General features: G+C 62.5%; 22 protein-coding genes and 3 tRNA genes. 17 read left to right on the top strand and 8 right to left on the bottom strand.

Going from position 1 to position 25,022, the window contains the following annotated elements; genetic code table 11:
- Positions 1-576 precede the first annotated feature (576 nt).
- Entirely contained in the window at positions 577-1,191 is a 615-nt protein-coding gene (locus FHS84_RS17835) for a hypothetical protein (RefSeq protein ID WP_166936885.1), read from the top strand.
- 57 nt (positions 1,192-1,248) lie between these two features.
- Here the strand turns inward: FHS84_RS17835 and scpB are convergent, their stop codons facing one another.
- Complete coding sequence (scpB, locus tag FHS84_RS17830; RefSeq protein ID WP_166936884.1) at positions 1,249-2,025, bottom strand: methylmalonyl-CoA decarboxylase; 777 nt, start codon at positions 2,023-2,025, stop codon at positions 1,249-1,251.
- A gap of 146 nt (positions 2,026-2,171) precedes the next feature.
- Positions 2,172-2,246, bottom strand: a tRNA-Asn gene (locus FHS84_RS17825).
- Positions 2,247-2,324: 78 nt separating this feature from the next.
- Between FHS84_RS17825 and FHS84_RS23150 the strand changes: the two genes are divergently transcribed.
- The gene (locus FHS84_RS23150) at positions 2,325-2,606 is read left to right on the top strand and encodes a hypothetical protein (protein WP_166936883.1); all 282 of its coding nucleotides are present in this window, start codon (positions 2,325-2,327) and stop codon (positions 2,604-2,606) included.
- Positions 2,607-2,827: 221 nt separating this feature from the next.
- On the opposite strand, the gene FHS84_RS17815 is transcribed toward FHS84_RS23150, so the two are convergent.
- A tRNA-Cys gene (locus FHS84_RS17815) sits at positions 2,828-2,901 on the bottom strand.
- A gap of 198 nt (positions 2,902-3,099) precedes the next feature.
- On the opposite strand from FHS84_RS17815, the gene FHS84_RS17810 reads away from it, so the two are divergent.
- The 5 genes from FHS84_RS17810 (at position 3,100) to FHS84_RS17790 (ending at position 9,825) form a co-directional block, all read left to right on the top strand.
- Positions 3,100-4,479, top strand: coding sequence for a TolC family outer membrane protein (locus FHS84_RS17810; RefSeq protein WP_166936882.1), 1,380 nt, complete (start codon positions 3,100-3,102; stop codon positions 4,477-4,479).
- 111 nt (positions 4,480-4,590) lie between these two features.
- Positions 4,591-5,232, top strand: a complete 642-nt coding sequence (locus FHS84_RS17805) for a DUF2497 domain-containing protein (protein WP_166936881.1) — start codon at positions 4,591-4,593, stop codon at positions 5,230-5,232.
- 129 nt (positions 5,233-5,361) lie between these two features.
- Positions 5,362-8,070 (top strand): valine--tRNA ligase, encoded by a 2,709-nt coding sequence (locus FHS84_RS17800; RefSeq protein WP_166936880.1) that lies wholly within the window; start codon positions 5,362-5,364, stop codon positions 8,068-8,070.
- A gap of 191 nt (positions 8,071-8,261) precedes the next feature.
- A complete protein-coding gene (locus FHS84_RS17795; RefSeq protein WP_166936879.1) occupies positions 8,262-8,624 on the top strand; it encodes a glycine zipper domain-containing protein in 363 nt (120 codons plus the stop codon).
- Positions 8,625-8,757: 133 nt separating this feature from the next.
- Positions 8,758-9,825 carry an alkene reductase gene (locus FHS84_RS17790; protein ID WP_166936878.1) on the top strand — a complete coding sequence of 356 codons (1,068 nt, stop codon included), beginning with the start codon at positions 8,758-8,760 and terminating at the stop codon, positions 9,823-9,825.
- On the opposite strand, the gene FHS84_RS17785 is transcribed toward FHS84_RS17790, so the two are convergent.
- Entirely contained in the window at positions 9,795-11,036 is a 1,242-nt protein-coding gene (locus FHS84_RS17785) for a trypsin-like serine protease (protein WP_166936877.1), read from the bottom strand. The genes FHS84_RS17790 and FHS84_RS17785 overlap by 31 nt on opposite strands.
- 181 nt (positions 11,037-11,217) lie before the next feature.
- The gene (locus FHS84_RS17780; protein ID WP_279589360.1) at positions 11,218-11,796 is read right to left on the bottom strand and encodes an outer membrane protein; all 579 of its coding nucleotides are present in this window, start codon (positions 11,794-11,796) and stop codon (positions 11,218-11,220) included.
- Between the two features lie 114 nt (positions 11,797-11,910).
- Between FHS84_RS17780 and FHS84_RS17775 the strand changes: the two genes are divergently transcribed.
- Together FHS84_RS17775 and FHS84_RS17770 are read left to right on the top strand one after the other, a co-directional pair.
- Positions 11,911-13,167, top strand: a complete 1,257-nt coding sequence (locus tag FHS84_RS17775; protein WP_166936875.1) for a CapA family protein — start codon at positions 11,911-11,913, stop codon at positions 13,165-13,167.
- A gap of 93 nt (positions 13,168-13,260) precedes the next feature.
- The gene (locus FHS84_RS17770; RefSeq protein ID WP_166936874.1) at positions 13,261-14,118 is read left to right on the top strand and encodes a polysaccharide deacetylase family protein; all 858 of its coding nucleotides are present in this window, start codon (positions 13,261-13,263) and stop codon (positions 14,116-14,118) included.
- An 18-nt stretch (positions 14,119-14,136) separates the two neighbouring features.
- Here FHS84_RS17770 and FHS84_RS17765 read toward each other — a convergent pair whose 3' ends face one another.
- Positions 14,137-15,639, bottom strand: a complete 1,503-nt coding sequence (locus tag FHS84_RS17765; RefSeq protein ID WP_166937051.1) for an OpgD/OpgG family glucan biosynthesis protein — start codon at positions 15,637-15,639, stop codon at positions 14,137-14,139.
- A gap of 533 nt (positions 15,640-16,172) precedes the next feature.
- Between FHS84_RS17765 and mdoH the strand changes: the two genes are divergently transcribed.
- Positions 16,173-17,930 (top strand): glucans biosynthesis glucosyltransferase MdoH, encoded by a 1,758-nt coding sequence (gene mdoH / locus FHS84_RS17760; RefSeq protein ID WP_166936873.1) that lies wholly within the window; start codon positions 16,173-16,175, stop codon positions 17,928-17,930.
- On the opposite strand, the gene FHS84_RS17755 is transcribed toward mdoH, so the two are convergent.
- Entirely contained in the window at positions 17,931-18,344 is a 414-nt protein-coding gene (locus FHS84_RS17755; protein WP_243851199.1) for a response regulator, read from the bottom strand.
- Positions 18,345-18,559: 215 nt separating this feature from the next.
- Here FHS84_RS17755 and FHS84_RS17750 point away from each other — a divergent pair, with 215 nt between their 5' ends.
- Complete coding sequence (locus tag FHS84_RS17750) at positions 18,560-19,318, top strand: hypothetical protein (protein ID WP_166936871.1); 759 nt, start codon at positions 18,560-18,562, stop codon at positions 19,316-19,318.
- Positions 19,319-19,327: 9 nt separating this feature from the next.
- Here FHS84_RS17750 and FHS84_RS17745 read toward each other — a convergent pair.
- Positions 19,328-19,417 (bottom strand) — tRNA-Ser (locus FHS84_RS17745).
- Between the two features lie 247 nt (positions 19,418-19,664).
- Here FHS84_RS17745 and FHS84_RS17740 point away from each other — a divergent pair.
- From FHS84_RS17740 to FHS84_RS17715, 6 genes are read left to right on the top strand one after another with little or no spacing between them, the layout of a single operon-like run.
- Complete coding sequence (locus FHS84_RS17740) at positions 19,665-20,519, top strand: septal ring lytic transglycosylase RlpA family protein (protein WP_208393944.1); 855 nt, start codon at positions 19,665-19,667, stop codon at positions 20,517-20,519.
- 25 nt (positions 20,520-20,544) lie between these two features.
- Positions 20,545-21,720 (top strand): D-alanyl-D-alanine carboxypeptidase family protein, encoded by a 1,176-nt coding sequence (locus tag FHS84_RS17735; RefSeq protein ID WP_166936869.1) that lies wholly within the window; start codon positions 20,545-20,547, stop codon positions 21,718-21,720.
- Positions 21,721-22,359 carry a dTMP kinase gene (gene tmk / locus FHS84_RS17730; protein WP_166936868.1) on the top strand — a complete coding sequence of 213 codons (639 nt, stop codon included), beginning with the start codon at positions 21,721-21,723 and terminating at the stop codon, positions 22,357-22,359.
- 3 nt (positions 22,360-22,362) lie between these two features.
- Positions 22,363-23,421, top strand: a complete 1,059-nt coding sequence (locus tag FHS84_RS17725; protein ID WP_166936867.1) for a DNA polymerase III subunit delta' — start codon at positions 22,363-22,365, stop codon at positions 23,419-23,421.
- The gene (locus tag FHS84_RS17720; protein ID WP_166936866.1) at positions 23,421-24,200 is read left to right on the top strand and encodes a TatD family hydrolase; all 780 of its coding nucleotides are present in this window, start codon (positions 23,421-23,423) and stop codon (positions 24,198-24,200) included. Before FHS84_RS17725 ends, FHS84_RS17720 begins: the two co-directional genes overlap by 1 nt.
- Entirely contained in the window at positions 24,197-25,018 is an 822-nt protein-coding gene (locus FHS84_RS17715) for an MBL fold metallo-hydrolase (protein ID WP_166936865.1), read from the top strand. Before FHS84_RS17720 ends, FHS84_RS17715 begins: the two co-directional genes overlap by 4 nt.
- Positions 25,019-25,022 lie beyond the last annotated feature (4 nt).

Below are 25,022 nucleotides of genomic sequence, written 5' to 3'. Positions count from 1 at the left end.
CGTGAACCAACTCCGTTCATCATTGTGACGAGTTTCATTCGTCCATCTTGCGGAAATTATTGCGGTTGCGTCTCGCATTTAGCGATGCAAAATAGTTTTCCTCACGTCTTGAATTGTTGGCACCGCATACCCACATCGAAATGCGGTGTTTGACAATGGAGGACGGCTTTCGGCTTCGGCCTAAACTATCTGCGCAAATACAGGAGTATCGCGCCCGCACGCGCTGCAAAGGCATGACCCCCGCGAGGATACGTAAGTCCGTCTAAGCCCGCTATAGCGGCATCGGCCGTATCACAAGGCGGCCGGTTTGCTCGAGCACTCCGCAGAATGAGACCAATGCGCCTGTCGATCGCCGCCTGAAAACGGCCTCCGGAGGCGGCGGCGGGCTTGAGGCTGAAGGCGGAATTTCTCGATTCCGCCTTTGGTATATGGAGCACAAGCAGGCGGAGACCGGCCGAAAGCGCGACATCGGAAAAAAACTTATGTTGTCGGCGTTCCTTACGCCGTTTTCAGCCGCCCTACAGACTGCCGAAACCTGCGGGGACTATCTCTAGTCCTGCAACAACGGAGTCCCCCATGCGTCTAGCATCCGTACTTCTGATCGGCGCGGCTGTGGCCGGTGTGACGGGGCTGGCTCTCGCGGCAGGGCCCGCGGTCCATGAGATGACCGTCGCGATGCCCAACGGCGGAACCGCCCATATCCGCTACACCGGCGATGTCGCCCCGAAAGTAAATTTCGTCCAAGGTCCGGCCAGTCCGTTCGTGATGACCGCCTTCGGTCCCGGCTTCGGCCCGGAGTCGCCGTTTGCGGAAATCGAACGCGTTCAGGCACTGATGGATCGCCAGATGGCGGCGATGATGATCCAGGCTCGCCAGATGCAGGCAGCCGCGATGCGCGATCCGCTCTATTCGGCAACGTTCAACGGCGCACCCGCCGGCGACAACGCCATGCGTTTCGTCTCGACCTCGTCGGGAAACAATTATTGCATGCGGTCGGTACAGATCACGGCGTCGCCGAACGGCGGCGCGCCGAAAGTCGTGTCCCATACCGAAGGCAATTGCGGCGGATCCCCTTCGCCGCAACTCAAGGCGCCGGCAGCAACGGCGGCGTCTCCAAGTCCGAAGGTACCGATTCAGACTATCTCCTATCAGCCGCGGAGTTCCTCCCCCTCGACGCGGCAAGGTATCTGAACCGGTAAAGACGCAAGGCCCGCGTGCCCCCGCGGGCCTTGTGCTTTTCCAGGGGTACTATCTCCCGAAATCCGGCTCGCGCTTTTCCCGGAACGCCGCGATGCCTTCGCGGTAGTCGGGTCCGAAATAGACCTCGCGCCTGAGCCCGTGCAGGTACTCGTAGGTATCGGGATTGATCGCCACCGCTTCGCTCAAAACCCGGATCGCTTCCTTGTAGGCCGAGATCGCCGACGGCGAGCGCTTGGCGATGGTGCGCGCCATGGCGTAGGTCCGTGCCTCCAACTCGGCCGCGGGCACCAGGTGATTGATGATCCCAACCCTGAGCGCCCGTTCCGCAGGCATCGGATCGGCGGTGAAGAACATCTCTTTCACCACGGTAAGGGGGAGGCGGCTGATGAAATTCAGAAACCCCGCCGCGTTGTACGGCACGCCGAGTTTGGCCGGAGTAATGGCGAAGGTGACGGTCTCGTCGGCCATGACGATATCGCACGCGATCACCAGCTCGCAGGCGCCGCCCCAGACCGATCCATGCAGCATGGCGATCACCGGCGCCGGATAGGTCTTGATGGCCCTGAGCAGCCGCTCCAGCGGATCGCCATAGGGAAGAGGGTCGATGCCTGCTTTCGGCAGCTCGTCCACATCATGCCCCGCCGACCACACCTTTTCGTTCGTCGCCGATCGCAGCACGACGGCCCGCACGCGCTCTTTGCGGAACTGGTCCACGGCCGCGTGAACGTCTTCCACCAGCTCGCGGCTCAAGGCGTTGCGCTTGGCGTAATGGTCGAGGAAGAGTGTCCCGATGCTATCGGCGATCTCGGTGCGGATGAGGGGCATGGAAGGTGCCTTTTGATGACGTAACGCCACCAAGGCTCGGCGCCTCCCGCCCCGAAAACAAGCCGCCCTACGCACAACCCCCTTACGCAGAATCATGCGTCCAGCCCCGAAGGGGCTGCTATTCGGCAGTGCGGTGGAAGAAAGAATGGCTCCCCGGGACGGATTCGAACCGCCGACCAACCGGTTAACAGCCGGTTGCTCTACCGCTGAGCTACCGGGGAACACTTGAGGGCGCGTTGTCTAGCGCATCTCGTGGGGCGTGCCTATATCAAACTCGTTGCCGCTTACCAAACCACTTGATGACAAAAAACCGCGACAAACGCGCCAGCGTCCGGATCGGCCGTCGCAAGATCCCCCTTCCGGGGTCCCGGAAGAGCCGTGTGCTTCTAGGTTCGGGGCTGGTGGCAGGGGGAATCGTCGGCTTCCTGCCTGTGGTCGGCTTCTGGATGCTGCCGCTCGGGCTGATGGTTCTATCGGTCGATAGCAAGGCCGTTCGGCGAGGCCGTCGGCGTCTGGAAGTGGGTTGGGGACGCTGGCGTAAGCAGCGCAGCGCTTCACAATCGAGTGAGGATGAGGGCTGACCAAAACCCAAAAAAGAAAGGGCCGGGATTGAACCCGGCCCCAAGGCGTTGGGTAATGGTGGGGTGTCTTCAAGGGAAGACGGTGGGGAGGATGCCCCCATAAGGTTAACAAACCCTTAACGCCTGGGATCGTTGGGTTATTTTTCTGAATTCGCGTTATACGGGCGAACACCGAACGAATCGGTGTCCCGGCAACAAGCTGATTTTTAAGGAAAGTAGAGTGGAGGCCACGTCCGGAATTGAACCGGAGTACACGGTTTTGCAGACCGTTGCGTAACCACTCCGCCACGTGGCCCCAAGGGGAACGGCCTATATCAGATGCCTGCGCAGGACGCCATGCCGGGATGCGGCTGAAACATTGGCACGTGTGGTCGCGGGGCGTTGCTCCTTCCGTAGGTGGTTCCTATATGCGTGCGGGCGAGGCCGAGGGGCCAGCCGAAGAACCAGCCGCGGAATAGGGCGGCTCGTGTGATTCGAACCGGAGGGGTTAGCTATGGGAATTTCGCGCCGCCTGGCCTGGGCTGCGGCCGCCTTGATGTTGTGTGGAACGGCGTATGCCGATCCGGCGGCATCGTCCAACTTCTCACTGCTGGAAGCTCTGGGCATCGCATACACAACCAACCCTCAATTGGGAGCGGCGCAGGCCAGCTTGCGGGCTACCGACGAGACCGTCGCGATGGCGAATGCCAAATGGCGGCCGAGCATCAGCGCCACCGGGACCTACTCCTATAATAACCTGAAGGTAGGCGGCCTGGGCCGCTCAGTCACTTATCCAATTCAGGGCCAAGTCGGGTTGCAGCAGGAACTGTTCCGTGGCGGACGCACCTACGCTGAAATCGGCAAGGCCAAAGCCAATGTCCGGGCCGCGCGCGCCGAACTCGTTGCCTCCGAGCAGACGGTTCTTCTGGCGGCGGCAACCGCCTATATGGACGTGGTGCGCGACGCGGCGATCGTCAACTTGCGGCATCACAATGTCGATGTCTTGCGCCGGCAGAAGGATTCGACCGCGTTGGAATTCAAGGCTGGTTCGCTGACCCGGACTGACGTTGCCCAAGCAGAGGCCCGGCTCGCCGGCGCGCAGGCGGCATTGACGGCTGCGGAAGGTCAGCTTGCGATCAGCAGGGCGACTTTCGTTCAAGTGATCGGCCGTCCCGCTGAAACATTGGAAGAGCGCCCCGCGACGCCCCCAGCCGTTCCGGCGAACGAGGACGCGGCACAGCAGAGCGCCGTCCATGCCAATCCGGCCCTGGTCCAGGCCCAGGAATACGAAAAGGCAGCCGACTACGCCGTTGATGAAGCGATCGGGGCATTACTGCCGGAGGTTAATCTTCAGGGCGGCTACCAGTATTCGCAACAATCCTACGCCTCGGCGTTGGGTGGCGGTGGAGGGGTGACCCAAGGGGTCGGTGCTCAGCTTCAGGTGAACATCCCAATCTATCAGGGTGGCGGAGAACAAGCCGCCGTTCGCCAAGCCAAGCAGCTCCGCGCCCAGGCGCAGCTCAACGTGTCCGTCACCGACCGGCAGGTGCACTCGACCGTCGCTTCCGCTTGGAACGCGTATCAGGCGGCTCTCGCCAACATCGAATCCAATGAAGCCACTGCCAAGTCAAACGAGATCGCCTTTACCGGCGTCAGCAAGGAACAGCGGGTCGGCGGTCGCACTATTCTCGACGTGCTCAACGCGCAGCAGGAGCTGCTCAATGCCCAAGTTGCGGTGGTGACGTCGCGCCGGGATGCGACAGTGGCTGCATTCCAAGTGCTGGCGGCCTCCGGGCTCCTGACCGCAAAAAATCTGGGGCTGAAGGTTACAGTTTACGATCCATTAGCTCATTACGAGGACAACGCGGCTCGTTGGGTCGGCTTCGGCGAATGAAAGCATTCCGACATATTTCGCAGTTATCATGCTGAACGTTAACTGCTTCTTTGCCTTCCATGGTCAACTGTTCTAGGGTTTACTGAATAGTCTGGCGGCCGGGAGTTTCGCATGGTTTCGAGTCCTCAGCACGAACCGACAATGGAGGAAATCCTCGCCTCCATTCGCAAGATCATCTCCGAGGATTCTACCGAGCAGCAGCCTGCCGCGGAGGCCAAACCCGCCCCGGTTTCTGAGCCGATTCCCGAGCCGGAGCCCGAGGCCGACATCCTGGATCTGACCCAGGTGGTCGTCGACGAGCCGATGCAGGCGCCGCAGCCCGAACCGGAACCAGAACCAGCCATGGAGGCCGTCCCGGAACAGGATGTGGTGTTCGAGCCGATCGAAGAAGAGGCTGCACCCGAGGCGATGGCACAGCAGAACAACGATATCTTCTCCGACAAGACGCGCCAGTCGATCGACGATGCCTTTGCCGCTCTGGACGAGCCGGAAGAAGAGGTCGCCGCGCCTGTGTCGCGTGCCATGCCCGCCGCAGCGTCCGGGGGATCGGTCGAGGCGGTGTTCGAAAAGGCCGTCCGCGATGCCTTCGAACCTGTCGCAAAGGAGTGGCTCGGCGACAACGCCTCCTTCGTCGTGGAAAAGATGAAGCCGATCATCCGCGAATGGATGGACGAGCACTTCCCGGCTCTGTTGGAAGGCGCGGTACGCGAGGAAGTCGCCCGCGTCGCCAAGGCGCGCGGTACAAAGCGCTGATTTTTCGGGTAATCCGGGGATCAGCCCGGATAACCCCTTGACGGATTGGTGTCCGGGCTGGTTTCACCCAGTCCGGGCACTTTCGTTTTGGGCCGTTCAGGGCCCGCCCAGCCGTCAGAGGGGAATTTCATGCTCGACAAGACCTTCAATCCGCACGACGTCGAAAGCCGGATCTACCGGCTCTGGGTCCAGTCGGGAGCCTTCCGGAGCGGCCGCCGCCCTGATGCCGACCCGTTCTGTATCGTCATCCCGCCGCCGAACGTTACCGGCCGGCTGCATATCGGCCACGCCCTCAACAACACGTTGCAGGACGCGGTGACCCGCTTCCAGCGCATGCGCGGCAAGGACGTCTTGTGGCAGCCGGGCATGGACCATGCCGGCATCGCCACCCAGCTCGTGGTCGAACGCCAGCTTGCCGAAAAGCAGCAGAGCCGTGTCGCCATGGGACGCGAGAAATTCCTCGAAGCCGTTTGGGCGTGGAAAGCCGAATCCGGCGGTGCCATCCTCGACCAGCTCCATCGCCTCGGCGCCTCCGCCGACTGGGACCGCGCCCGTTTCACCATGGACGAGGGCCTGTCGCGCGCCGTGCTGAAGGTGTTCGTCACGCTTTATAACCAGGGCCTGATCAAGAAGGACAAGCGGCTGGTCAACTGGGACCCGCGGCTGCAGACGGCGGTTTCCGATCTCGAAGTCGAAAGCATCGAGATGAAGGGAAACCTCTGGTACCTGAAATATCCGGTCGACGGCACCGACGAGTTCATTACCGTTGCCACCACGCGTCCCGAAACCATGCTGGGCGATACCGCAGTCGCGGTGCATCCCGAGAACCCGAAATACAAGCACCTGATCGGCAAACAGGTGAAGCTGCCGCTGTGCGGCCGCCTGATCCCGATCATCGCCGACGAGCATGCCGACCCGGAGAAGGGCACCGGCGCGGTGAAGATCACTCCGGCCCACGATTTCGACGACTTCGAAGTCGGCAAGCGCCACAACCTGCCGATGATCAATATCCTGACCAAGGACGGCAAGCTGAACGACAACGTGCCCGAAAAATATCGCGGGCTCGATCGCTTCGTGGCGCGTGATGTCGTGCTGGCGGATCTGGAAGAGCAGGGCTTCTTCGAAAAGAAAGAGCCGATCGTTCACGCCGTGCCGCACGACGAAAAGACCAAGACCGTCGTGCTCGAGCCGTACCTGACCGAGCAGTGGTACCTGAATGTGAAGCCGCTGGCCGAGCGGGCCATCAAAGCGGTGGAAGACGGCCGCACCAAGTTCGTGCCGGAGAACTGGACCAACGTCTATTATAACTGGCTGAAGAACATTCAGCCGTGGTGCATCAGCCGCCAGCTCTGGTGGGGACATCAGTTGCCGGTGTGGTACGGACAGGATGGTCACATATTTGTGGCAGAATCCGAAACCGAAGCTCTTGATCAAGCTGAAAAGTACTATGGAGTTTCAGGAGTTCCACCTGAAGGGAAACACCTGGAGACGATTAGGCGAGGTGACTCGCAGAAGATTTCGCTGACCCGCGATCCCGACGTGCTCGACACCTGGTTCTCCTCGGCGCTTTGGCCGTTCTCGACGCTCGGCTGGCCCGACCAGACGCCGGAACTGAAGCGCTACTATCCGACCAACGTTCTCATCACCGGCTTCGACATCATCTTCTTCTGGGTCGCCCGCATGATGATGATGGGGCTGCACTTCATGGACGAAGTGCCGTTCCACACGGTCTACATCCACAATCGTGTCCTCGACGAAAAGGGCGTGAAGATGTCGAAGACCAAAGGCAACGTTATCGATCCGCTCGAACTCATCGACCAATACGGCGCTGACGCGCTGCGCTTCACCGTGGCGATTGCTGCCGGTCAGTCGAAGGACATGCGCATCGGTCCCTCACGCGTTGAAGTGAACCGTAACTTCGCGACCAAGCTGTGGAATGCAGCGCGGTTCTGCGAGATGAACGGCTGCGATACGCGCGAGGACTTCGATCCGTCCAAGGTCACCCATACGGTCAACAAATGGATCGTGGCGGAAGCCGCCAAGACGGCGGCCGAGTGCACGGACGCGCTGGAAGCCTATCGCTTCAACGATGCGGCCGGTGCGGTCTATCATTTCGTCTGGGACGTGTTCTGCGACTGGTATCTCGAATTCATCAAGCCGTTGCTCAACGGCACGGACGAGGGCGCCAAGGCGGAAGCGCGCATGACGGCCGCCTGGGTGCGCGACACCATTCTGAAGCTGCTGCATCCGTTCATGCCTTACATCACCGAAGAACTGTGGGCGCGCACGGTCGAACACCTGACACCGCGCAAGAGCCTCTTGATCGAAGCGGAATGGCCCGATCTGTCGGCGCTGCCGGTCAGCGAAGCGGCGCGGGCGGAAATGAACTGGGTGATCGAACTGGTGCAGGGCGTGCGTTCGGTCCGTTCCGAAATGAATGTGCCGCCGTCGGCCAAGATCGCTTTGGTGCTGAAGGATGCGAGCGCGGAGACCAAGCATCGCCTCGACACTCACATGTCGATCCTGTCGACCTTGGCGCGTCTTTCGACCACCGGAACGTCGGATGCGATTCCTCCGGGTTCGGCGCAGTTCGTGATCGGTGAAGCCGTCGCCGCGCTGCCACTCGGCAATGTGATCGACTTTGCCAAGGAGCGCGCGCGTCTCGAAAAGGAACTGAAGAAAGCGCACGACGAAATCGCCCGGTTCGAAGCCAAGCTGGCGAACGAGAACTTCGTTTCGCGCGCTCCCGAGGACGTTCTTCAGGAGCAGCGCGATAAGCTCGCCGATGCGCAGGCCTTGGCGGCGCGGTTGAAAGAGGCGGTAACCCGCCTGCAATAGCGATCTTCACGCAGTGCTTGCATGACTTCACACCGGTGTAGTTTCGGCTTGCTGCCGCGGAGCCATGCGGCCGATTTTGCGGCCGTTCTGTGTCTCTCAAGAGGCGCAGTCACAGGAATGCTACAGCAACCGGCCACGGTCGCGTCCATTTTGTCGATAATGCTCGTGACAGCATTTGAAGGAGCTAACTCATGCGCAAAGCAGTGCTGGTTGTGTCGGCGCTTTTCGCCTTCGGCGTGATGAATTCGTCCGCCTGGGCCGACGGATGCAGTGGTCGCAGCCATGCGGGCGGCAGCATTATCGGTGCAGTCGGTGGCGGTCTGATCGGCAATGCCGTTTCCGGCGGCAGCGCCTTGGGGACGGTCGGCGGAGCTGTGGCGGGCGGTTTCGCGGGCAATGCGATCGCTCGTGATATCGATTGCGATCGGGGGCGCCATTACGACCGGCACCACCACCGCTACTACTGGTATAATAGGCACGGCGAGCGGGTTTACGAAGATCGCCGTGAACGCCGCCGCGACTACGACCGCCGGGATCGCGATTACCGCGACTAGAAAAAACGATTACCCATAGTAAAGTTATGGAAAACACCCTGTCCCTGAGGGCAGGGTGTTTTTGCATGCAGTGCTTGCAGGACAGGATGACGGTTCCTATCTCTTCCGGGCAGCCTTCTACCCCGAGGTTTTCATGCCATCATTGTTCGATCCGCTGAAGGCGGGTGCTCTCGAATTGCCCAATCGAATCGTCATGGCTCCGCTGACGCGCACCCGCGCGACACCGGATGGCCGCGTTCCCGTGCCGCTTATGGCCGAGTACTACCGGCAGCGAGCATCCGCCGGTTTGATCATCACCGAAGCGACCAGCGTCGATCCCATGGGCGTTGGATATCCGCGTACACCGGGCATCTGGAGCGACGAACAGACCGAAGGCTGGAAGCAGGTGACCAAAGCCGTACACGAGGCTGGCGGCCGGATCGTATTGCAACTCTGGCACGTCGGTCGGATTTCCGATCCGCTTTATTTGAACGGTGCCACGCCGGTGTCGGCGAGTGCGGTCCAACCGAAAGGCCATGTCAGCCTGGTGCGGCCGGAGAAAGCTTATGTAACGCCACGCGCACTCGAACTGGATGAAATTCCCGGCGTGATCGCAGCCTATAAGAAGGGTGCCGAAAACGCCAAGAAAGCGGGTTTTGACGGTGTCGAACTGCACGGCGCCAACGGCTATCTGCTCGACCAATTCCTGCAGGACACGACCAACAAGCGCACAGACAAATACGGCGGCTCGATCGAGAACCGCGCCCGTCTGATGCTCGAAGCCGTCGATGCGGCGGCCGAAGTATGGGGCGCCGATCGCGTCGGTCTGCATCTCGCACCGCGCGCCGACAGCCACGACATGGGCGATTCCGACCGGCTCGCCACCTTCAGCTATGTCGCCCGCGAAGCCCGCAAGCGCGGACTCGCGTTCCTCTGCGCCCGTGAGGCCCGCAAGGACGATTCTATCGGCCCGCGGCTGAAGGATGAATTCGGCGGCGTCTATATCGTCAACGAAGGCTTCGACAAGGCGAGCGCCGAACGGGCGCTGAAGGACGGCATTGCGGACGCGGTGGCGTTTGGCAAGCTCATCATCGCCAATCCGGATCTGGTCGAGCGCTTCCGCACCGGGGCGCCGTTGAACGAATGGAACGCAGCAACGTTCTATGCGCCCGGCGCGGAAGGCTATACCGACTATCCGGCTTTGGAGCCCGTGCTCGGCTGAGCCCGACGGCGGCGTACGAGCCCGGCCAATCCGCCCAGGACGAGGGCGAGAGTGGCGGGCTCGGGCACCCGCTCGAACTCGACCTTTCCGGCCAGCACGGCATCGACCCAGCTTTGGAAGGCGGACACATTGGTCGCGCCGTTGAATTCGCCAAAGCTGGAATCTGTGCAGGAGCCGTTATCGACGTTTACCGACACGTCGATGTCATGCGGGCCTCCGCAATAAATATAGGTGCCGTCGAAGCTCAGGATGGCGCCGGTTTGTCCCCAAGACGTGATGCCGGCGATCTGGTCGCCGATGAACAGCGGCCCGCCGGAGTCGCCCGGCGCGGCACCGACCTCATTGGGAAGTCCGGTTTGCGTGACGCAGAGGCTCTTCAGCGCCGGATCGGCAAACGAGCAAAGCTGGCCGAAGACGTCATTGGCCGCAAGGCCGCTGTCGAAGTCGTACATGATGACGCCATTGCTCGGCCCGGTGGGGATTTCATTGATGCCGAAATGCGCTGCGATCGCCTCGAAGAACGGTGTCGCGTAGAGTTCGAAGATGTTGTCGCCGACGCGCTTGCGCAGATCGAACAGGCCTCCGGCGTAACCGGTCTCGCTATCGACGCCGACGCTGCCCCAACCGGCGGTTCCTGTGCCGACGATAGTCGTCTGATGTCCGAGCGGATCGCCGCGATAGATGCTGTAGGTTTCGACGCCGGTGATTGGGGCATCGAGTTTCACCACCGCCAGGTCCTCACCAAGTGTGGAAAAATTCCAGCCCGGCAAGGTGGTGAACGCACCGCCGACGCTGACCGCCAGCGGACCGGTATTGGGGGCCGGGCTGGCGCCAAACAACGGACGCCCGTTCGGGACGGCAAACTGCATCTGCTTGATGCGGCCGATCTCGGGATTGTTGACGCAATGCGCGGCGGTCAGGACGAGCGTCGGAGAAATCATCGAGCCGGTGCAATAAAACGCACCAGCGCCGCTCTTTTCGCTTTTGATCTGGATGGTGCCGACACCGGTATAAGCAGCCGTCCCGCCAACACCCGCCAGATACGGACTCGACTTGTTCACGGTCCCGTTCGGATTAAGAAGATCGGGCTGCGTGGAAAGCGACAGCAACGGCTGCGGCTTGAAGGTATTCACTTTCACCGGACTGGCCGACGCTGCGGCAGTCAGAAGTACCCCAACGGCAACGGCACACAATAGTGCAGATTTCTTCATGAGACCCCTCGCTCTTTCAATGCAGAGTTGATCGAAGTGCAAGTCCCAGACCACAAGGAAACGCCGCACTTTTGCAGCATTTTCGTGGCGCCGGTGTCAGGAAAATTGACAGGATCGGAGCAGTGAAAGCGCGTTCTTGTACACGCGGCCCCCAACATGTCCTAAGACGAAGAGAGCAGGTCTAGAGGCTCAACTTCAGACCGATCATCACGTTGTGCGTCCGGTATTCGACCGGTCCCACGATGCTGAAGTCGGTGTGACCGGCGTCGATGTAGCGGTATTCGCCGAATGCCGACAGCTTTCCCGCCAGCGGATACTCGATCCCGGCAAGGGCCTGATAGCCGAACTTGGTGCGCGTCTCGTGCGGACCTGTCGTGGCGTTGCCGAAATTGATCGCCACCGCACCGAGGCCTGCGCCGATATACGGCTTCAGGCGCATGCCGAGGTCAATGTGATAGATCAGGTTCGCCATCACGCTGGTGCCACCGAGGTGGGCCGTGCAGCATTCGTACTGGTTTTGCGAATGCATGATGTCGCCGCGCAAATCCCACGACGGACCGATCAGGTCGACGAGGTTGATGCCGCCGGATACGCCGATATTGAAACCGGTATTGAGCTTGTAGCCGACGCCTCCGACATCGAGCCACGTCATCCAAGAACCGCCCGCCGAACCTTGCACATACCCTTGGGCCATGGCGCAGCCGGCGCAAGCCAGGAAGCCGAAAGTCGCTGCTCCCACTGTCCTGGCCGAGGCCCGCATATCAACCACCGCGCTCTTGCGCCGGATTAACTACCGAGCGGGCGCCGTAGTTCCACGTCAGAGCTCTCGACTTGACGCGACCGTCGGCTACAATCGCCGCCAGGGGACGGGGGTATGGGATACCGGTGCGGGTTCGATCTCGACTGCGTTGCCGGCCGGTGTTCGGCGGTGGCGACGACGATCTTTCTTGCCTGTCTCGTTGTGCTAACCACCTCCTCGGTCGTGCAGGCGCATTACCAAGCCATCTCCTACGGTCCGCCGCCCGCCTTGAAGGCCGCTATCCTGGCTGAAGTGGCGCCACCGCCGGAAACGCAGCTCTGGTTTTCCGAGCGGTACAAGCCGGGCGACCCGCAACTCATCAATATCGCGGCCGCCGGCGACGTGATGATGGGCGCCAGCGATATTGGCCTCAATCCGGCGATCGTGCCCGGCGTGGATGCTGCAGCCTTGATCGGGCCCGATCTGGCCACTGTCTTTCGCCGCGCCGATCTCGCGTTCGTCAACCTCGAAGGCGTGCTGTATGACGGTGCCGAGCCCAGCACCAAAAGCGGTTGCAAGCGGTGTTATTCCTTCCGCAGCCCCCAATACTATGCCGACGTTCTGGCATCGCTGCGCCTTTCCGCCGTCAATCTTGCCAACAATCACAGCGGCGATCACGGCGTTCCCGGTCGTACAACTACTATTGCCGAACTGAAAAGGCGCGGTATCGGCTTCGCCGGGCTCGATCAGGACGGTGCGCGGTACACCACGATCGCTTTGCGAGACGGGCGGCAGGCCGCTGTGATCGGCTTTGCACCCAACGACGGTACGCTCGATATCAACGCGATCGGCGAGGCCGCCGATGCGGTCCGCGCCTTGAAGAAGACGCATGCGGTCGTGATCGTCTGGTTCCACGGCGGCGGCGAAGGCTGGGACCACGCGCATATTCCGCAAGGCCACGAGGAATTCGCCGGCGAAGACCGCGGCGACGTGATCGGGTTTTCCCACGCCGTAATCGAGGCGGGCGCCGACATCGTGATCGGCTCGGGGCCACATGTGCCACGCGCGATGGAAATCTATCGCGGCCATCTCGTCGCCTACAGCCTGGGCAACTTCTGGACCTACGATGGCGTGTCGGTGACCGAGGTGCGGGGGCTCGGCCCGGTGATCGAAGCCTGGCTGGCACCGGACGGCACCATTGCCGGCCTCACCATTCACTCGACCCGCCAGACCGGCACCGGGGTGCCGCGGCTCGATCCTGCCGATGAGGCGGCCCGCTATGTCTATCATCTGACGCGCGGCGACTTCCCCGATACCGGTGCGGTGCTTGCGCACGCGGCCGAGGGCAAGGTCCGGGGATCGGTTTTTTCGCCGGAAACTGCGGCCAAATGAGGCCTGACCGGCGTTAAGCATGCCGGGGTGGCCCTTGCTCTGGCGTTGTGCCGCCCGTAAACTTCCGCCTGGATTGTGGGGTGTGCGGGGGCCATGAGGCTGTCGACCGTTGGTGCCGTCGTAGCGGTTGTGATGGCGTTCGGCGCGGCTCTCGCCAGCGACGACCAGGTTGCTTGGTTCAAGAGTTCGAGCATCTTCTATTCGGGTTTGCGCGAGGCGCACACGATCGCGCTGACCTTCGACGACGGTCCTGCCGGTCATACGCCCGAAGTGCTTGATGCCCTCAAGGCGAACAATGTGCACGCGACCTTCTTCGTCGTCGGCAGCACTGCCAAGACCCATCACGCCACACTGGCGCGCATCACGAACGAAGGTCATCTGCTCGCCAATCACAGCGCAACGCATCCCATGCTGCGCAGTTCTTTCGATGCCGTTCCGGAGCGGCTGATCGACCAGATCCGCATCACGCACGACCAGATCGCTCCCTTCATGAAACCGGGCGACAAGTTCTACTTCCGCGCTCCCTACGGCTACTGGCGTGCGGCGCATGCGAAAATCCTCAATTCCGATCCGGTGCTGCGCAACTATGTCGGCCCGATCTATTGGGATATCGGCGGACAGATCTCGATGCGCGACGGCTACGTGATGAGCGCCGCCGACTGGGATTGCTGGCGACACAAATGGACGGCGCAAACCTGCGCCAAGGGCTACTTGCGCGAAATCCGCCGCTCCGACGGCGGCGTCGTGTTGATCCATTCGCTCTATGCGAAGTCGGCAGAACTGAGCGCCACCATCGTCGCCGCGATGACGGAAGAGGGCTATCGCTTCGTGCGCCTCGACGAAGTGCCGGAATACCGGCAGTACGAGACGCCGCAGAACGCGCCCGCGATTGCTTCGCGCGACATCGGCAGCCCCACAATGACGCTGGTCCGCAACGAAGACGTCAAGTAGCGGAGCCCATCGCGCCGCTTACGGGAAAAGCTGATACATCCAGGTTTCGGTGAGCGGCTTGCCGTTCTGCTGCAACACGCACCGCAAATTGACCGGATCCCGTCCGTCGAAGACCGCGTCGAACACCGCCCGCCAGCGTCGCGTCCCAACGACCTTGAGCGAATAGGCACTGGTGACGCGCCCGCGCGACAGCGTCACGATCGGCTTCAAGTCGTAGCGCTGCGGCATATCCGAGAGAGGGCCGCCTTCGAAATCGATGGCGAACTTGTATCCCGGCAGGCCTTGCGAGCCCGCGATGCCGGCGCGACCGCGGCGCGTCGCCACCACATGCGCAATCCCTTTCGGCAAGAACGGTTCGGGGTCCTGCCAATAGAGACGGTAATCGAGGCGCAGCGATTTGCCGGCGGCGAGCTTCGTCTTCGGGACCCAATAGGCGACGATATTGTCGTGGATTTCGTCGGCGGTGTTGATTTCGACGAGCTGCACCGCGCCTTCGCCCCAGGCACCGCGCGGCTCGACCCAGACGCTGGGACGCTTGTTATAGAACGCGCCGTCGTCCTGATAGTCTTCGAAATCCCGGTCTCGCTGCATGAGACCGAACCCTTTCGGATTCACGTCCATATACGAATTGACCTGCACGCCGGGCGGGTCCGCCAGCGGCCGCCAGATGCGCTCGCCGTTTCCGCGCCACATGCAAAGTCCGTCGCTGTCGTGAATCTCCGGGCGCCAATCGCCAGCTTGGTTGCGATTGGCTTCGCTGTACCAGAACATGCTGGTGAGCGGCGCGACTCCGAGACGCTCGATGTCGGCGCGGGCGAACAACTCGGCATGGACGTCCATGACATCGCCTTTGCCGTGCCGCACCTCGAATTTGTATGCACCGGTAATCGACGGTCCTTCGAGTAGGGCATAGATCGTCACCGGCGACTCCGGCACTGCGCCCTCGGCGATCCAGAACTGCGTGAAGATGGGAAACTCTTCGCGCGTGGATGTTGCGGTGTTTACCGCAATGCCGCGCGCCGAAAGGCCGTACTGATCGTCGCTGCCGGACGAGCGGAAATAGGATGCGCCCTGAAACGCAAGCCAATCGCGCTCGACATTGCGGCCGTTCATTACGCGGAAGCCCGAGAATCCGGCATCGCGCGGCAGTTTCCTGTCAAAACCGGTATTGCCCCAATCGAAGTAGCGCGGGTCGTAGAGAATCGGCCGGGCGCTATCGCCGCTGATGAGGTTAATGCGAACGGGTTCGCGCACAGTCTCGCGCAAGTTGAAGAATCGTACCGGGTAGGGACCGGGGCCATTCGCCCAGAGCGCGAACTCGGGACGGAAGCGAATCTTCTGGGCAACGTCGAAATTAATCGCCTGCACGATGTCCTGCGCCGGACGCGTCGGTGATTTATATGATGATCCAGCGAGCCTTTTGGCGTGACTGCTCAGTCGATCGAAGCTGAAGGGTTGCGATGGCCCAAAGGACAGGCTTGGTGCCTTCTGTTTCGGCGCCGCAGCTTGTGCCGCGAGCATCCAGGGCAGCGCACCGGCCACGAAGGAACGTCGGGAAATCGGCAACGCGTCATCCTTTATGAAGAAGATTACGACAGGTTCACCTGAACAGGGGCTGCCCGAAACCTAGCCCAAGGATTTGGACAATTGTGTGCCGGATTCGATGGCGCGCAAATTTCCTCATTGCGGACGAAATGTCGCCATCTGGGACCTCTACATACGATCGCGTTACAGCGTAACAAGGAAATGCGCTGGGTGACAATTCTGTGTCATTTGCGCGTACCGGCTTCGCACAGGTGTTTACTACACGAAGACCGGGCTCGTCCCCACCGGGTTCGGCCCGAAGCGAAGCTAAGCTAGGAGAGTGACTTGAAACGTGCGCCGGATACGATTCGACGACTCCCGACGGCATTGACCGCTCCGCCGCCGTGTCCGCGCGCGATGCCGATCCAGGAAATCCTAGTGTGGACTCCGCGCCGCGCGCTAGAAGCTTTGGCTCGGGCTTTCCTCGAACCTCTGATGCCGAGACGGGAGGCGCGCGTCTCGCGTCGGTCGTGATCCGCAACGCCACCAGCCTCACCACCTTGCGATGGCTGTTTCTCGCCCTGGTCCTGGCGACCACGGCGGCGGCCATATCCCGTTTGTTTAACATCCTGCGCGTCGACGATCTGACGTGGCTCGAGACCGCCTATCTGGTGCTGGTCGCGATCCTCTTTACCTGGATCAGTGCTTCGTTCTGGATCGCCGCGCTCGGCGCTTATGCCCGTTGGCGCGGCCTTGCCGACTTCACGCTGGAGCGGCCGCAAGACGCCGGCCCATCGGCCTCGCGAACGGCGCTTCTGTTTCCGGTTCGCAATGAGGATACCGCACGGCTGGTGGCCGGCATTCGTACCGTTTGCGAGTCCGTTCGCGCCGAGGGGCTCGGCGAGTTCTTCGACGTCTACATTCTCAGCGACTCCAACGAACAGGCCAGCATCACGGCGGAGACGGCGGGCTGGCAGACGCTGCAGACGGGCGAGGGGCCCAACGTCTATTACCGCCACCGCGAAGACAACACCGGCAAAAAAGCCGGCAACATCGCGGAGTTCTGCCGCAACTGGGGTGCGCTCTACGACTACATGGTCGTGCTCGATGCCGACAGTCTGATGACGGGCGATACGCTGGCATCGCTGGTGCGCCTGATGGACGTCAATCCGCGCACAGCTCTGATCCAGGTGGCACCGCAACTGGTCGGCCGGGACTCATTGTTCGCACGCATCCAGCAATTCACCTCGAGCGTCTATGGCCCACTCTATGCCACCGGGCTGTCGCTGCTGCAGGGACCGGGCGGCAATTACTGGGGCCATAACGCGATCATCCGCATTCAGCCGTTCATGGATCATTGCGGTCTGCCGGAACTGCACGGGCCGGCACCGCTCGGCGGGGAGATTCTCAGTCACGATTTCGTCGAGGCCGCGCTGCTCAGGCGAGCCGGATGGCATCTGCATCTCGTCACCGATCTCGAAGGCAGCTACGAAGAGCCTCCGCCGACCTTGATCGACTTTCTCATCCGTGACCGTCGCTGGTGTCAGGGCAACCTTCAGCATCTGCAACTGATCCTGGGGCAGGGGTTTCGCACGGAAAGCCGGGGGCATTTTTTCAACGGCGTCATGAGCTATGTCTCTTCGCCGCTGTGGCTGGCGATGCTGATCGTGTCGGTGTTCGTAATCGCCAACCAGCCGCATATCGCGCCGGTGATCTATATCGGCCGCTATCCGGTGCTGGCGTTCGGGCTTTCGCATACGTTCGACTTCGCCGTGCTGGTCCTGTCCATGGTCGTACTGCTCTACGGCCCGAAATTCCTCGCGCTCGCGCTATTGCTGCGCGATCCGGCGGCGCGCGCGGCGCACGGCGGCGGCTGGAACGCGACCGCGAGTGTTCTGCTCGAAGCGGTGTTCTCCACGCTGCTCGCGCCGATCTCGATGCTGTCGCAGAGCGCGTTTGTGGTGCGCATCATGCTCGGCGAGACCAAGGGGTGGGGCGCGCAGTTCCGGGGCGAGCGTCAGCTCCACATCGCAGTGATCGCGCGGGCATTCGCAATCCATACTTTGGTCGGCGTCGGGGCCGCGGTCGCAATCCACTTGTGGCTGCCCGCCAGTCTGTGGTGGTTCATACCGCTGCTTGCCGGACCGATCCTGTCGATACCGTTGGTGCGCCTGACCAGCAGCACGCCGGCTGGGCTTGCGGCGCGACGTCTGGGACTATTCATAACTCCGGGGGAAACCGGACGGATCGGCGTTGTCGATCGCGTTCGCGCGCTGACCGCGGCCTAGTTACTCGGCCACTTCCGTCGTGCGGCGTTGAACCAGAGTGGCAATCGCTTCAATAAGGTCGGAGGGCGCGGCGGGTTTCTGGATCATGGTGACGTGCCGCCAGTCGGCGATAGCCGGATCATTAGTCTGGACGCTGTAGAACACGAACGGAACATTCCGTTCGGCCAGCACGCTCGCAACCGGTGCGGCAGTCTCCCGTCCCAGATTGACGTCCAGCGAAGCGGCGGAAATGTCGTCGCTGCCCGCATGTTCCAGCGCGTCCGCCACGTTGTGATAGGGACCCAGAACCTGGGCACCTTCTTCCTCAAAGATCGACTGAAGCTGCATTGCGATGACAAACTCGTCTTCCACCACAAGAATGCGCGCACCGCTCAGCCGCCCCGCGTCGGGGTCGTCGTAGGTCTCGGGCGACATGTCCAATTTTGATACTCCTGGACGTTCTTCTGCCTAACAATTCCCCAAAGGTCAGTACGTTCCCATTTCGCAGCGGAACTTTGCAAAATGACACCGGAAAGAGGTGCAGGAACGCCACAACCGATGTTGGCGGCGTCCGGCGAATTTACGCGGCGCGTATTTGTCCTTGAATCGGAATAATGTAGCGTGATGTCTTCCGGTTGGGGGAGTCGTCCATGAAGCACACTCGTGTTGTCGCCGCGCTGCTAGTCGCGAGCGCTTGCATGGCGAGCGCCAATGCCACCGAGGCCAGCGAACAGATCTCGGCCGGATACGACCATCTCTCGGCAGGCAATCTCAACGGTTTCAGCGGCCGCGGCGATCTCCTGGTGTCGCTTTCCAATCCGGGGCTCAACATTCAACTTAGCGGCGGCGACGAGCATTTCGACATCAGCGGGACGTCGGTCGACATCGCCGACATCTCCGGCAGCGTATTCTGGCGCGACCGCATGGGAACGTTCGGCGCGACAGTCGCCTATCACCGGCTGAGTGCTGCCGTGAACTTCCAGGGCATGCACACCAACGGCGCTGCCACCGCCGAGAGTTACGGCGCGTTCGGCGAGTACTATTTCAACAAGTCGCTGACGCTGCGGGTCAAAGGCGGCGCCTTCAGCGGCGATTTCGAAGGCTATTACGGCGGCGGCGGCCTTGCGGTTTATCCCAGCCACAACATGGCGATTTCGGCCAACTACGACTACGTCTCGCTGAAGCACGGCGGCCATAGTTCCCGACCGGGCGCCAGCTTTGAAATCCTGCCCTATGAGCCCTGGCCGGCAACCGTGACGGTGAACTACGCCCGCGAAATGGAAGCCGGCGGCTACAACGTCATCGGGGTCGTTCTGAAGTGGCACTTCGGCGCGTACGAAAACGATCTGAGGGCGTGGGACCGCGCGGGGCCTACCCAATGGACCGGCGCCTTGAAAGTGCCGCTGTAGGCGGGCGACTGGCGGATGGGGAGGGATTCGAACCCCCGGACCCCTTTCAGGGCCGTCGGTTTTCAAGACCGATGCAATCGACCACTCTGCCACCCATCCGTGAGCGAACCAGATAGCCGCCCCGGCCCGGCCGTGCAAGGCGGACACAATAGCCTGAATTTCCTGACATAGTCGCCGGAAACGCGCATTCGTCCTTTCGTATCTGGACGCCATCCTTTACCAATCGGGTCAATCCTTTGGGGCTGATTCCGCAACGATGCGTGGATTTCCGGGAAAGGCCTGTACCGGTCTGTTGCTTGCCGTCCTGGCGGCGGGGTGTGCGACGCCTCCCCCCGAGCGGCCATCGGTGACTGTTCCGCCCAACGCGGGCGTCTACCGGGTGGGGCAGCCCTATCAAATCGGCGGCATCTGGTACTACCCGCGCGAGCAGCCCGATTACGACGAAACCGGCATCGCCTCGTGGTACGGCCCCGGCTTCTACGGCAACCTCACGGCGGACGGCGAACTGTTCACCTCCAAGGACCTGACGGCGGCGCACAAGACGCTGCCGATGCCGGTCAACGTCCGCGTCACCAACCTCGAAAACGGTCAGTCGCTGGTGGTGCGGGTCAACGACCGCGGGCCGTTCGCGGCCGGACGCATCATCGATCTGTCGGAGCGGGCGGCAAAGCTGCTCGGCTTCTACGAAAAGGGAACCGCCAAGGTCCGGGTGCAGTACGTCGCCCGCGCCGATCTGCCGACCGGCAAGCCGCAGCCCTTCGGCGCCGGTACGCCGGAAGAGGTCCAGAACGCGGTTCCGAAGGTCGATACCGGAAAGGTTGAGACCAGCGCACTGCCGGAAATCCCCGGAACCCGCGAAGCGGCCCAGAAGCCGGTGCGTCAGTTGCCAAAACCGACCCAGACGACCACGATCGGCTCGCCCGATGCCGGCGCGCTGCCGACCGGGCAGGTGACCAAGATGCCGGTGCCGGTGGTGACCCGGCTCTATGTCCAGGTCGGTGCGTTCTCGAACTATACCAACGCCTATCGCTTGGCCACGCGTCTGGGCACCGAGATGAATATCTCCGCCATTCAACGCAACGGACAAACGCTCTATAGAGTGCGTTCGGGACCATTCGCGACGACCGAAGATGCCGACGCCGCGCTGTCGAGGCTGCTGGGTCTCGGAGCGGCCGACGCTCATATCGTCGTCGATCAATAGACTAATTCCTGCGGGAGACTTCTTCATGCCGCGTTTGCGCATCTTCATCGCCATTCTTGCCGTTCTCGGATTCGTCGCTGCACCAGCGAGTGCCGTGATGAGCACCAGCGCGGAGCATGCGATCCTGATGGATGGCGCCACCGGACAGGTGTTGTGGGCCAAGGACGGCTTCTCGCCGATGCCGCCGGCTTCGATGTCGAAGCTGATGACGGTCGAAATCCTGTTCTCGCGGATCAAGGACGGCCGCGTGAAGCTGACCGACCGCTTCCCGGTTTCGGAACGCGCCTGGCGCGAGCGCTCGGGCTCGACCATGTTCGTTAAGGTCGGCGACACCGTCGCGGTGGAAGACCTGATCCGCGGCATCATCACCCAATCGGGCAACGACGCCTGCATCGTGGTGGCCGAAGCGCTCGGCGGCACGGTGGAAGGTTTCGTCGACATCATGAACAAGCGGGCGAAGGAACTCGGCCTCGGCGCCTCGCACTTCGTCAATCCGGACGGGCTCGACGTTCCGCCCGGCCAGCGCATGTCGGCCTACGATCTCGCCAAGCTGGCGCGGCAGCTGATCTATTCGTATCCCAACCTCTATCATTTCTTCAGCGACCGCCAGTTCACCTTCAACGGCATCACCCAGCACAATCGCAATCTGGTGCTCGACCGCTTCCCCGGTACGGACGGCCTCAAGACCGGCCACCTCGAGGAATCCGGCTACGGCATCACGGTGTCGGCGGTGCAGGGCGGCCAGCGTTTGATCCTGGTGATCAACGGGCTGCGCTATCCCGATCTCACCGGCAAAGCCGCCGACTGGTTCGCCGAACGCCGCCGCGCCGACGAAGCCGCGCGCGTGCTCGGCATGGGCTTCCGCGAATTCCGCTCCTATCAACTGTTCAAAGCCAACGAGATCGCCGGCACCGTTCCGGTGTGGGGCGGCTCGCAGAAGACCGTGCCGGTCACGACCGGCAAGCCGCTGGCGGTGACGTTGCAGGTCGACAGCCGCCAGAAGATGGTGGTCGCGATCAAGGCGACGGCGCCGGTCAATGCGCCGATCAAGAAGGGCCAGCAGGTCGGTACTCTGACGGTGACGGCGCCGGACTTCCCGACGCTCAACGTGCCGCTCTATGCCGCCGAGGATGTCGGCCGCCAGAACATCTTCGCGCGCATGTTCACCGGCATCAAAGCGCTGTTCGGAGGCGCGAAGTAGGTGCCCAAACAGGGACGCTTCATCACCTTCGAAGGCGGCGAGGGCACCGGCAAATCGACCCAGGTCAAACGGCTTGCGGCGGCGCTGGAGGCGAAGAAGATCGCCACCGAGGTCACGCGCGAGCCGGGCGGTTCGCCGGGGGCGGAGGAAATCCGCAACCTCGTGCTGACCGGAGACCCGGCGCGGTGGAACCCATTGACCGAAGCGCTGCTGTTTTACGCGGCGCGCGCCGATCACACCGAGCGCAAGATCAAGCCGACGCTCGCCGACGGCAAATGGGTGATCTGCGACCGTTATTCGGACTCCTCCTATGCCTATCAGGGCGGCGGCCGCGGTCTGGCGCGCGAAACGGTGCGGCGCATCGAGGCGATCGCCATCGATGACTTCAAGCCGGACCTGACGCTGATCCTCGACATGCCGGTCGAGATCGGCCTCAAGCGGTCGATCGCGCGGCAAGGCAATACCGAAACCCGCTTCGAGGAAATGGACGTCGCGTTCCACGAACGCATGCGCAAGACCTTCCTCGACATCGCGCGGCGCAATCCCGACCGTTGCGTGGTGGTCCCGGCCGACCGCGAGGTCGACGAGGTTGCCGATGCAATCTGGCAGACGGTCAAAAAACGCTTCCGGTTGAGGTAGGCCATGGCGCCGCGCAAAGCCCGCGTCACCGAAACCGTCGAACTCGACCGCGCGCCGGGTGCGCCGCATCCGCGCGAGACGACGCGGCTGGTCGGACAGGACGCGGCGCTTGCCATCGTATCGCGCGCGATCCGCGGACAACGGCCGCCGCAAGCGTGGCTGATCTGCGGACCGCCGGGCGTCGGCAAGGCCACGCTGGCCTATCGCGTCGCGCGGTATCTGCTTGCCTACGGCGCCAAGGCGGACGGGCCGGAAGATCTGGCGGTTCCGGCGAACGATCCAGCGGCGGTGCAGATCGTGGCGGGTTCGCATCCGGGTCTCCTGGTGTTGAAGCGCGGGTACAACGACGAAGGCAAGCTGATGACGGTGCTCGGCGTCGATGTCGTGCGCCGGCTGAACAGTTTCTTCGGCATGACGTCGGGCGCAGGCGGCTGGCGCGCGGTGATCGTCGACACCGCCGACGACATGAACGATCAGGCCGCCAACGCGCTTTTGAAACTCCTCGAAGAGCCGCCGGCGAAAGCGATGCTGTTCGTTTTGAGCAACACGCCGGGCAGACTTCTCCCGACCATCCGCTCGCGCTGCCAGCGATTGACTTTGCGGCCGCTCTCCGACGCCGACATGACGGCGGAACTCGAACGGCTTATGCCGGACACCTCCACTGACGATCGCAATGCCCTGGTGAAGCTGTCGGGCGGATCGCTCGGCGCGGCGCTCCGGCTCAGCGGCGGGGAGGGCGTCGCCCTCGCCCAGGAAGCAGCCAAGCTGATCGACCGCGCCTCGGCGCCCGATATCACCGCCATCATGCAACTCTCCGACAAACTGGCGCGCATCACCGACGGCCTCGACATGCTCGGCGACTTCCTGGTGCAGAACCTCACCGCGCGCATACGCGACCGCGCCCTGGCCGGACAGCCCGGCCTCAACAAATGGGTCGATGCGCTGGAACGCCTGCGCCGCACTTTCGCCCGCACCGATGCGCTGCATCTCGAGCCCCGCCAGACGCTGCTCAGCGCGGCGCGGGACTTGAACGCCACCGCAAGGCGTGCTGGAACGGTTTGATGCTCGTCGACAGTCATTGCCATCTCGAATACGACAGTTACGCGGCCGAAGGCGACGCGCCGATCGAACGCGCCCGTGCGGCGGGCGTCGGGGCCTGCGTCACCATCGGAACCAAGCTTTCGACCTTCCCGAAAACCCTTGCGGTCGCGGAACGCTACGACAATGTCTGGTGCTCGGTCGGTTCCCATCCGGACGCTGCCGACGAGGAATCCTTCACCGACGCGTCCCAGCTGATCGCCCATGCCCAACACCCCAAGGTGATCGGCATCGGCGAAACCGGACTCGACTACCACTACGAAACGCCGTCCCAGGCGGCCCAGGCGACGAATTTCCTCGTCCACATCGATGCGGCGCAGGAAACCCGGCTGCCTTTGATCGTTCATACGCGCGATGCCGAAGACGACACCATCGCCATGCTCGAAGAGAAGATGAAGCGGGCGCCGTTCACCGGCGTGCTCCATTGCTTCACCGGCACGGCAAAGCTGGCGGAGGCGGGCTTGCGCCTCGGGCTATACATTTCCGCGTCGGGCATCATCACCTTCAAGAATGCGGAACCCTTGCGGGACGTGTTCCGCGAGGTTCCGATGGACCGACTACTGGTCGAAACGGACTCGCCGTATCTGGCCCCGATCCCGTACCGGGGCAAACGCAATGAACCCAGCTTCGTCACCCATACGGCGGCGATGCTGGCGGAGTTGAAAGGCGTCTCGCCCGACGAGATCGCGCTGCGGACGACCGACAACTTCTTCCGCCTGTTCCTGAAAGCCGTGCTGACATGAGCGAAATCGTTATTCGCATTCTGGGTTGCGGGTCCTCGGCCGGCGTGCCGCGGCTGGGCGGACCGGATCTGGCCGGCGACTGGGGCAAGTGCGATCCCTCCAATCCGAAAAACTACCGGACCCGCTGCTCGGTCCTGGTCGAGCGGCGGAGCAAGAACGGCGTCACCCGCGTGCTGGTGGACACCTCGCCCGACCTCAGGACGCAACTCCTCGCCGCCAAGGTGGCCGAGGTCGACGCGGTTCTCATCACCCACGACCATGCCGACCAAATTCACGGCCTCGACGACCTCCGCCAGATTGCGCACTACACCAAGCGCCGGGTCGACGTCTGGGCCGATGCCGACACCGCCAAGACCCTGATGAGCCGCTTCGGCTACTGCTTCGTGCAGCCGGAAGGCAGCGGGTATCCGCCGATCTGCAATCTCCATCTCATTGCCGAACCGCTCGCGCCGTTCGAACTCGCGGGGGCAGGGGGCCCTCTTCCGGTTCATCCGTTCTGGCAGCAGCACGGTTCGATCCGCTCGGTCGGCTACCGCTTCGGTCCGGTCGCCTATTCTCCCGACGTCAATATTCTGGACGACGCCGCCTTCGCGGCGCTCGACGGCACCGAGGTCTGGATCGTCGACGCGCTGCGCTACAAGCCGCACGTCAGCCACGCCCACGTCGCCCTGGCGCTCGAATGGATCGCCCGGCTGAAACCGCACCAGGCGGTGCTCACCAACCTGCACCAGGATCTCGACTACGAGGCCCTGAAAGCCAGTCTTCCCGCCGGGGTTGAACCGGCCTACGATGGCCTTACGGTGCGGGCGGAGGACTGACCCT

Source organism: Rhizomicrobium electricum, from assembly GCF_011762045.1.
Taxonomy (GTDB): domain Bacteria; phylum Pseudomonadota; class Alphaproteobacteria; order Micropepsales; family Micropepsaceae; genus Rhizomicrobium; species Rhizomicrobium electricum.
Note: the sequence above shows the minus strand (reverse complement) of the source record. Positions and strands in the feature narration are given on the sequence as shown.

Bases quoted from the DNA above. Each gene is read 5' to 3' on its own strand.
- FHS84_RS17835 (WP_166936885.1), top strand. From the start codon at position 577: ATGCGTCTAGCATCCGTACTTCTGATCGGCGCGGCTGTGGCCGGTGTG.
- scpB (WP_166936884.1), bottom strand. From the start codon at position 2,025: ATGCCCCTCATCCGCACCGAGATCGCCGATAGCATCGGGACACTCTTC.
- FHS84_RS23150 (WP_166936883.1), top strand. From the start codon at position 2,325: ATGACAAAAAACCGCGACAAACGCGCCAGCGTCCGGATCGGCCGTCGC.
- FHS84_RS17810 (WP_166936882.1), top strand. From the start codon at position 3,100: ATGGGAATTTCGCGCCGCCTGGCCTGGGCTGCGGCCGCCTTGATGTTG.
- FHS84_RS17805 (WP_166936881.1), top strand. From the start codon at position 4,591: ATGGTTTCGAGTCCTCAGCACGAACCGACAATGGAGGAAATCCTCGCC.
- FHS84_RS17800 (WP_166936880.1), top strand. From the start codon at position 5,362: ATGCTCGACAAGACCTTCAATCCGCACGACGTCGAAAGCCGGATCTAC.
- FHS84_RS17795 (WP_166936879.1), top strand. From the start codon at position 8,262: ATGCGCAAAGCAGTGCTGGTTGTGTCGGCGCTTTTCGCCTTCGGCGTG.
- FHS84_RS17790 (WP_166936878.1), top strand. From the start codon at position 8,758: ATGCCATCATTGTTCGATCCGCTGAAGGCGGGTGCTCTCGAATTGCCC.
- FHS84_RS17785 (WP_166936877.1), bottom strand. From the start codon at position 11,036: ATGAAGAAATCTGCACTATTGTGTGCCGTTGCCGTTGGGGTACTTCTG.
- FHS84_RS17780 (WP_279589360.1), bottom strand. From the start codon at position 11,796: ATGCGGGCCTCGGCCAGGACAGTGGGAGCAGCGACTTTCGGCTTCCTG.
- FHS84_RS17775 (WP_166936875.1), top strand. From the start codon at position 11,911: ATGGGATACCGGTGCGGGTTCGATCTCGACTGCGTTGCCGGCCGGTGT.
- FHS84_RS17770 (WP_166936874.1), top strand. From the start codon at position 13,261: ATGAGGCTGTCGACCGTTGGTGCCGTCGTAGCGGTTGTGATGGCGTTC.
- FHS84_RS17765 (WP_166937051.1), bottom strand. From the start codon at position 15,639: ATGCTCGCGGCACAAGCTGCGGCGCCGAAACAGAAGGCACCAAGCCTG.
- FHS84_RS17755 (WP_243851199.1), bottom strand. From the start codon at position 18,344: ATGTCGCCCGAGACCTACGACGACCCCGACGCGGGGCGGCTGAGCGGT.
- FHS84_RS17750 (WP_166936871.1), top strand. From the start codon at position 18,560: ATGAAGCACACTCGTGTTGTCGCCGCGCTGCTAGTCGCGAGCGCTTGC.
- FHS84_RS17735 (WP_166936869.1), top strand. From the start codon at position 20,545: ATGCCGCGTTTGCGCATCTTCATCGCCATTCTTGCCGTTCTCGGATTC.
- FHS84_RS17725 (WP_166936867.1), top strand. From the start codon at position 22,363: ATGGCGCCGCGCAAAGCCCGCGTCACCGAAACCGTCGAACTCGACCGC.
- FHS84_RS17720 (WP_166936866.1), top strand. From the start codon at position 23,421: ATGCTCGTCGACAGTCATTGCCATCTCGAATACGACAGTTACGCGGCC.
- FHS84_RS17715 (WP_166936865.1), top strand. From the start codon at position 24,197: ATGAGCGAAATCGTTATTCGCATTCTGGGTTGCGGGTCCTCGGCCGGC.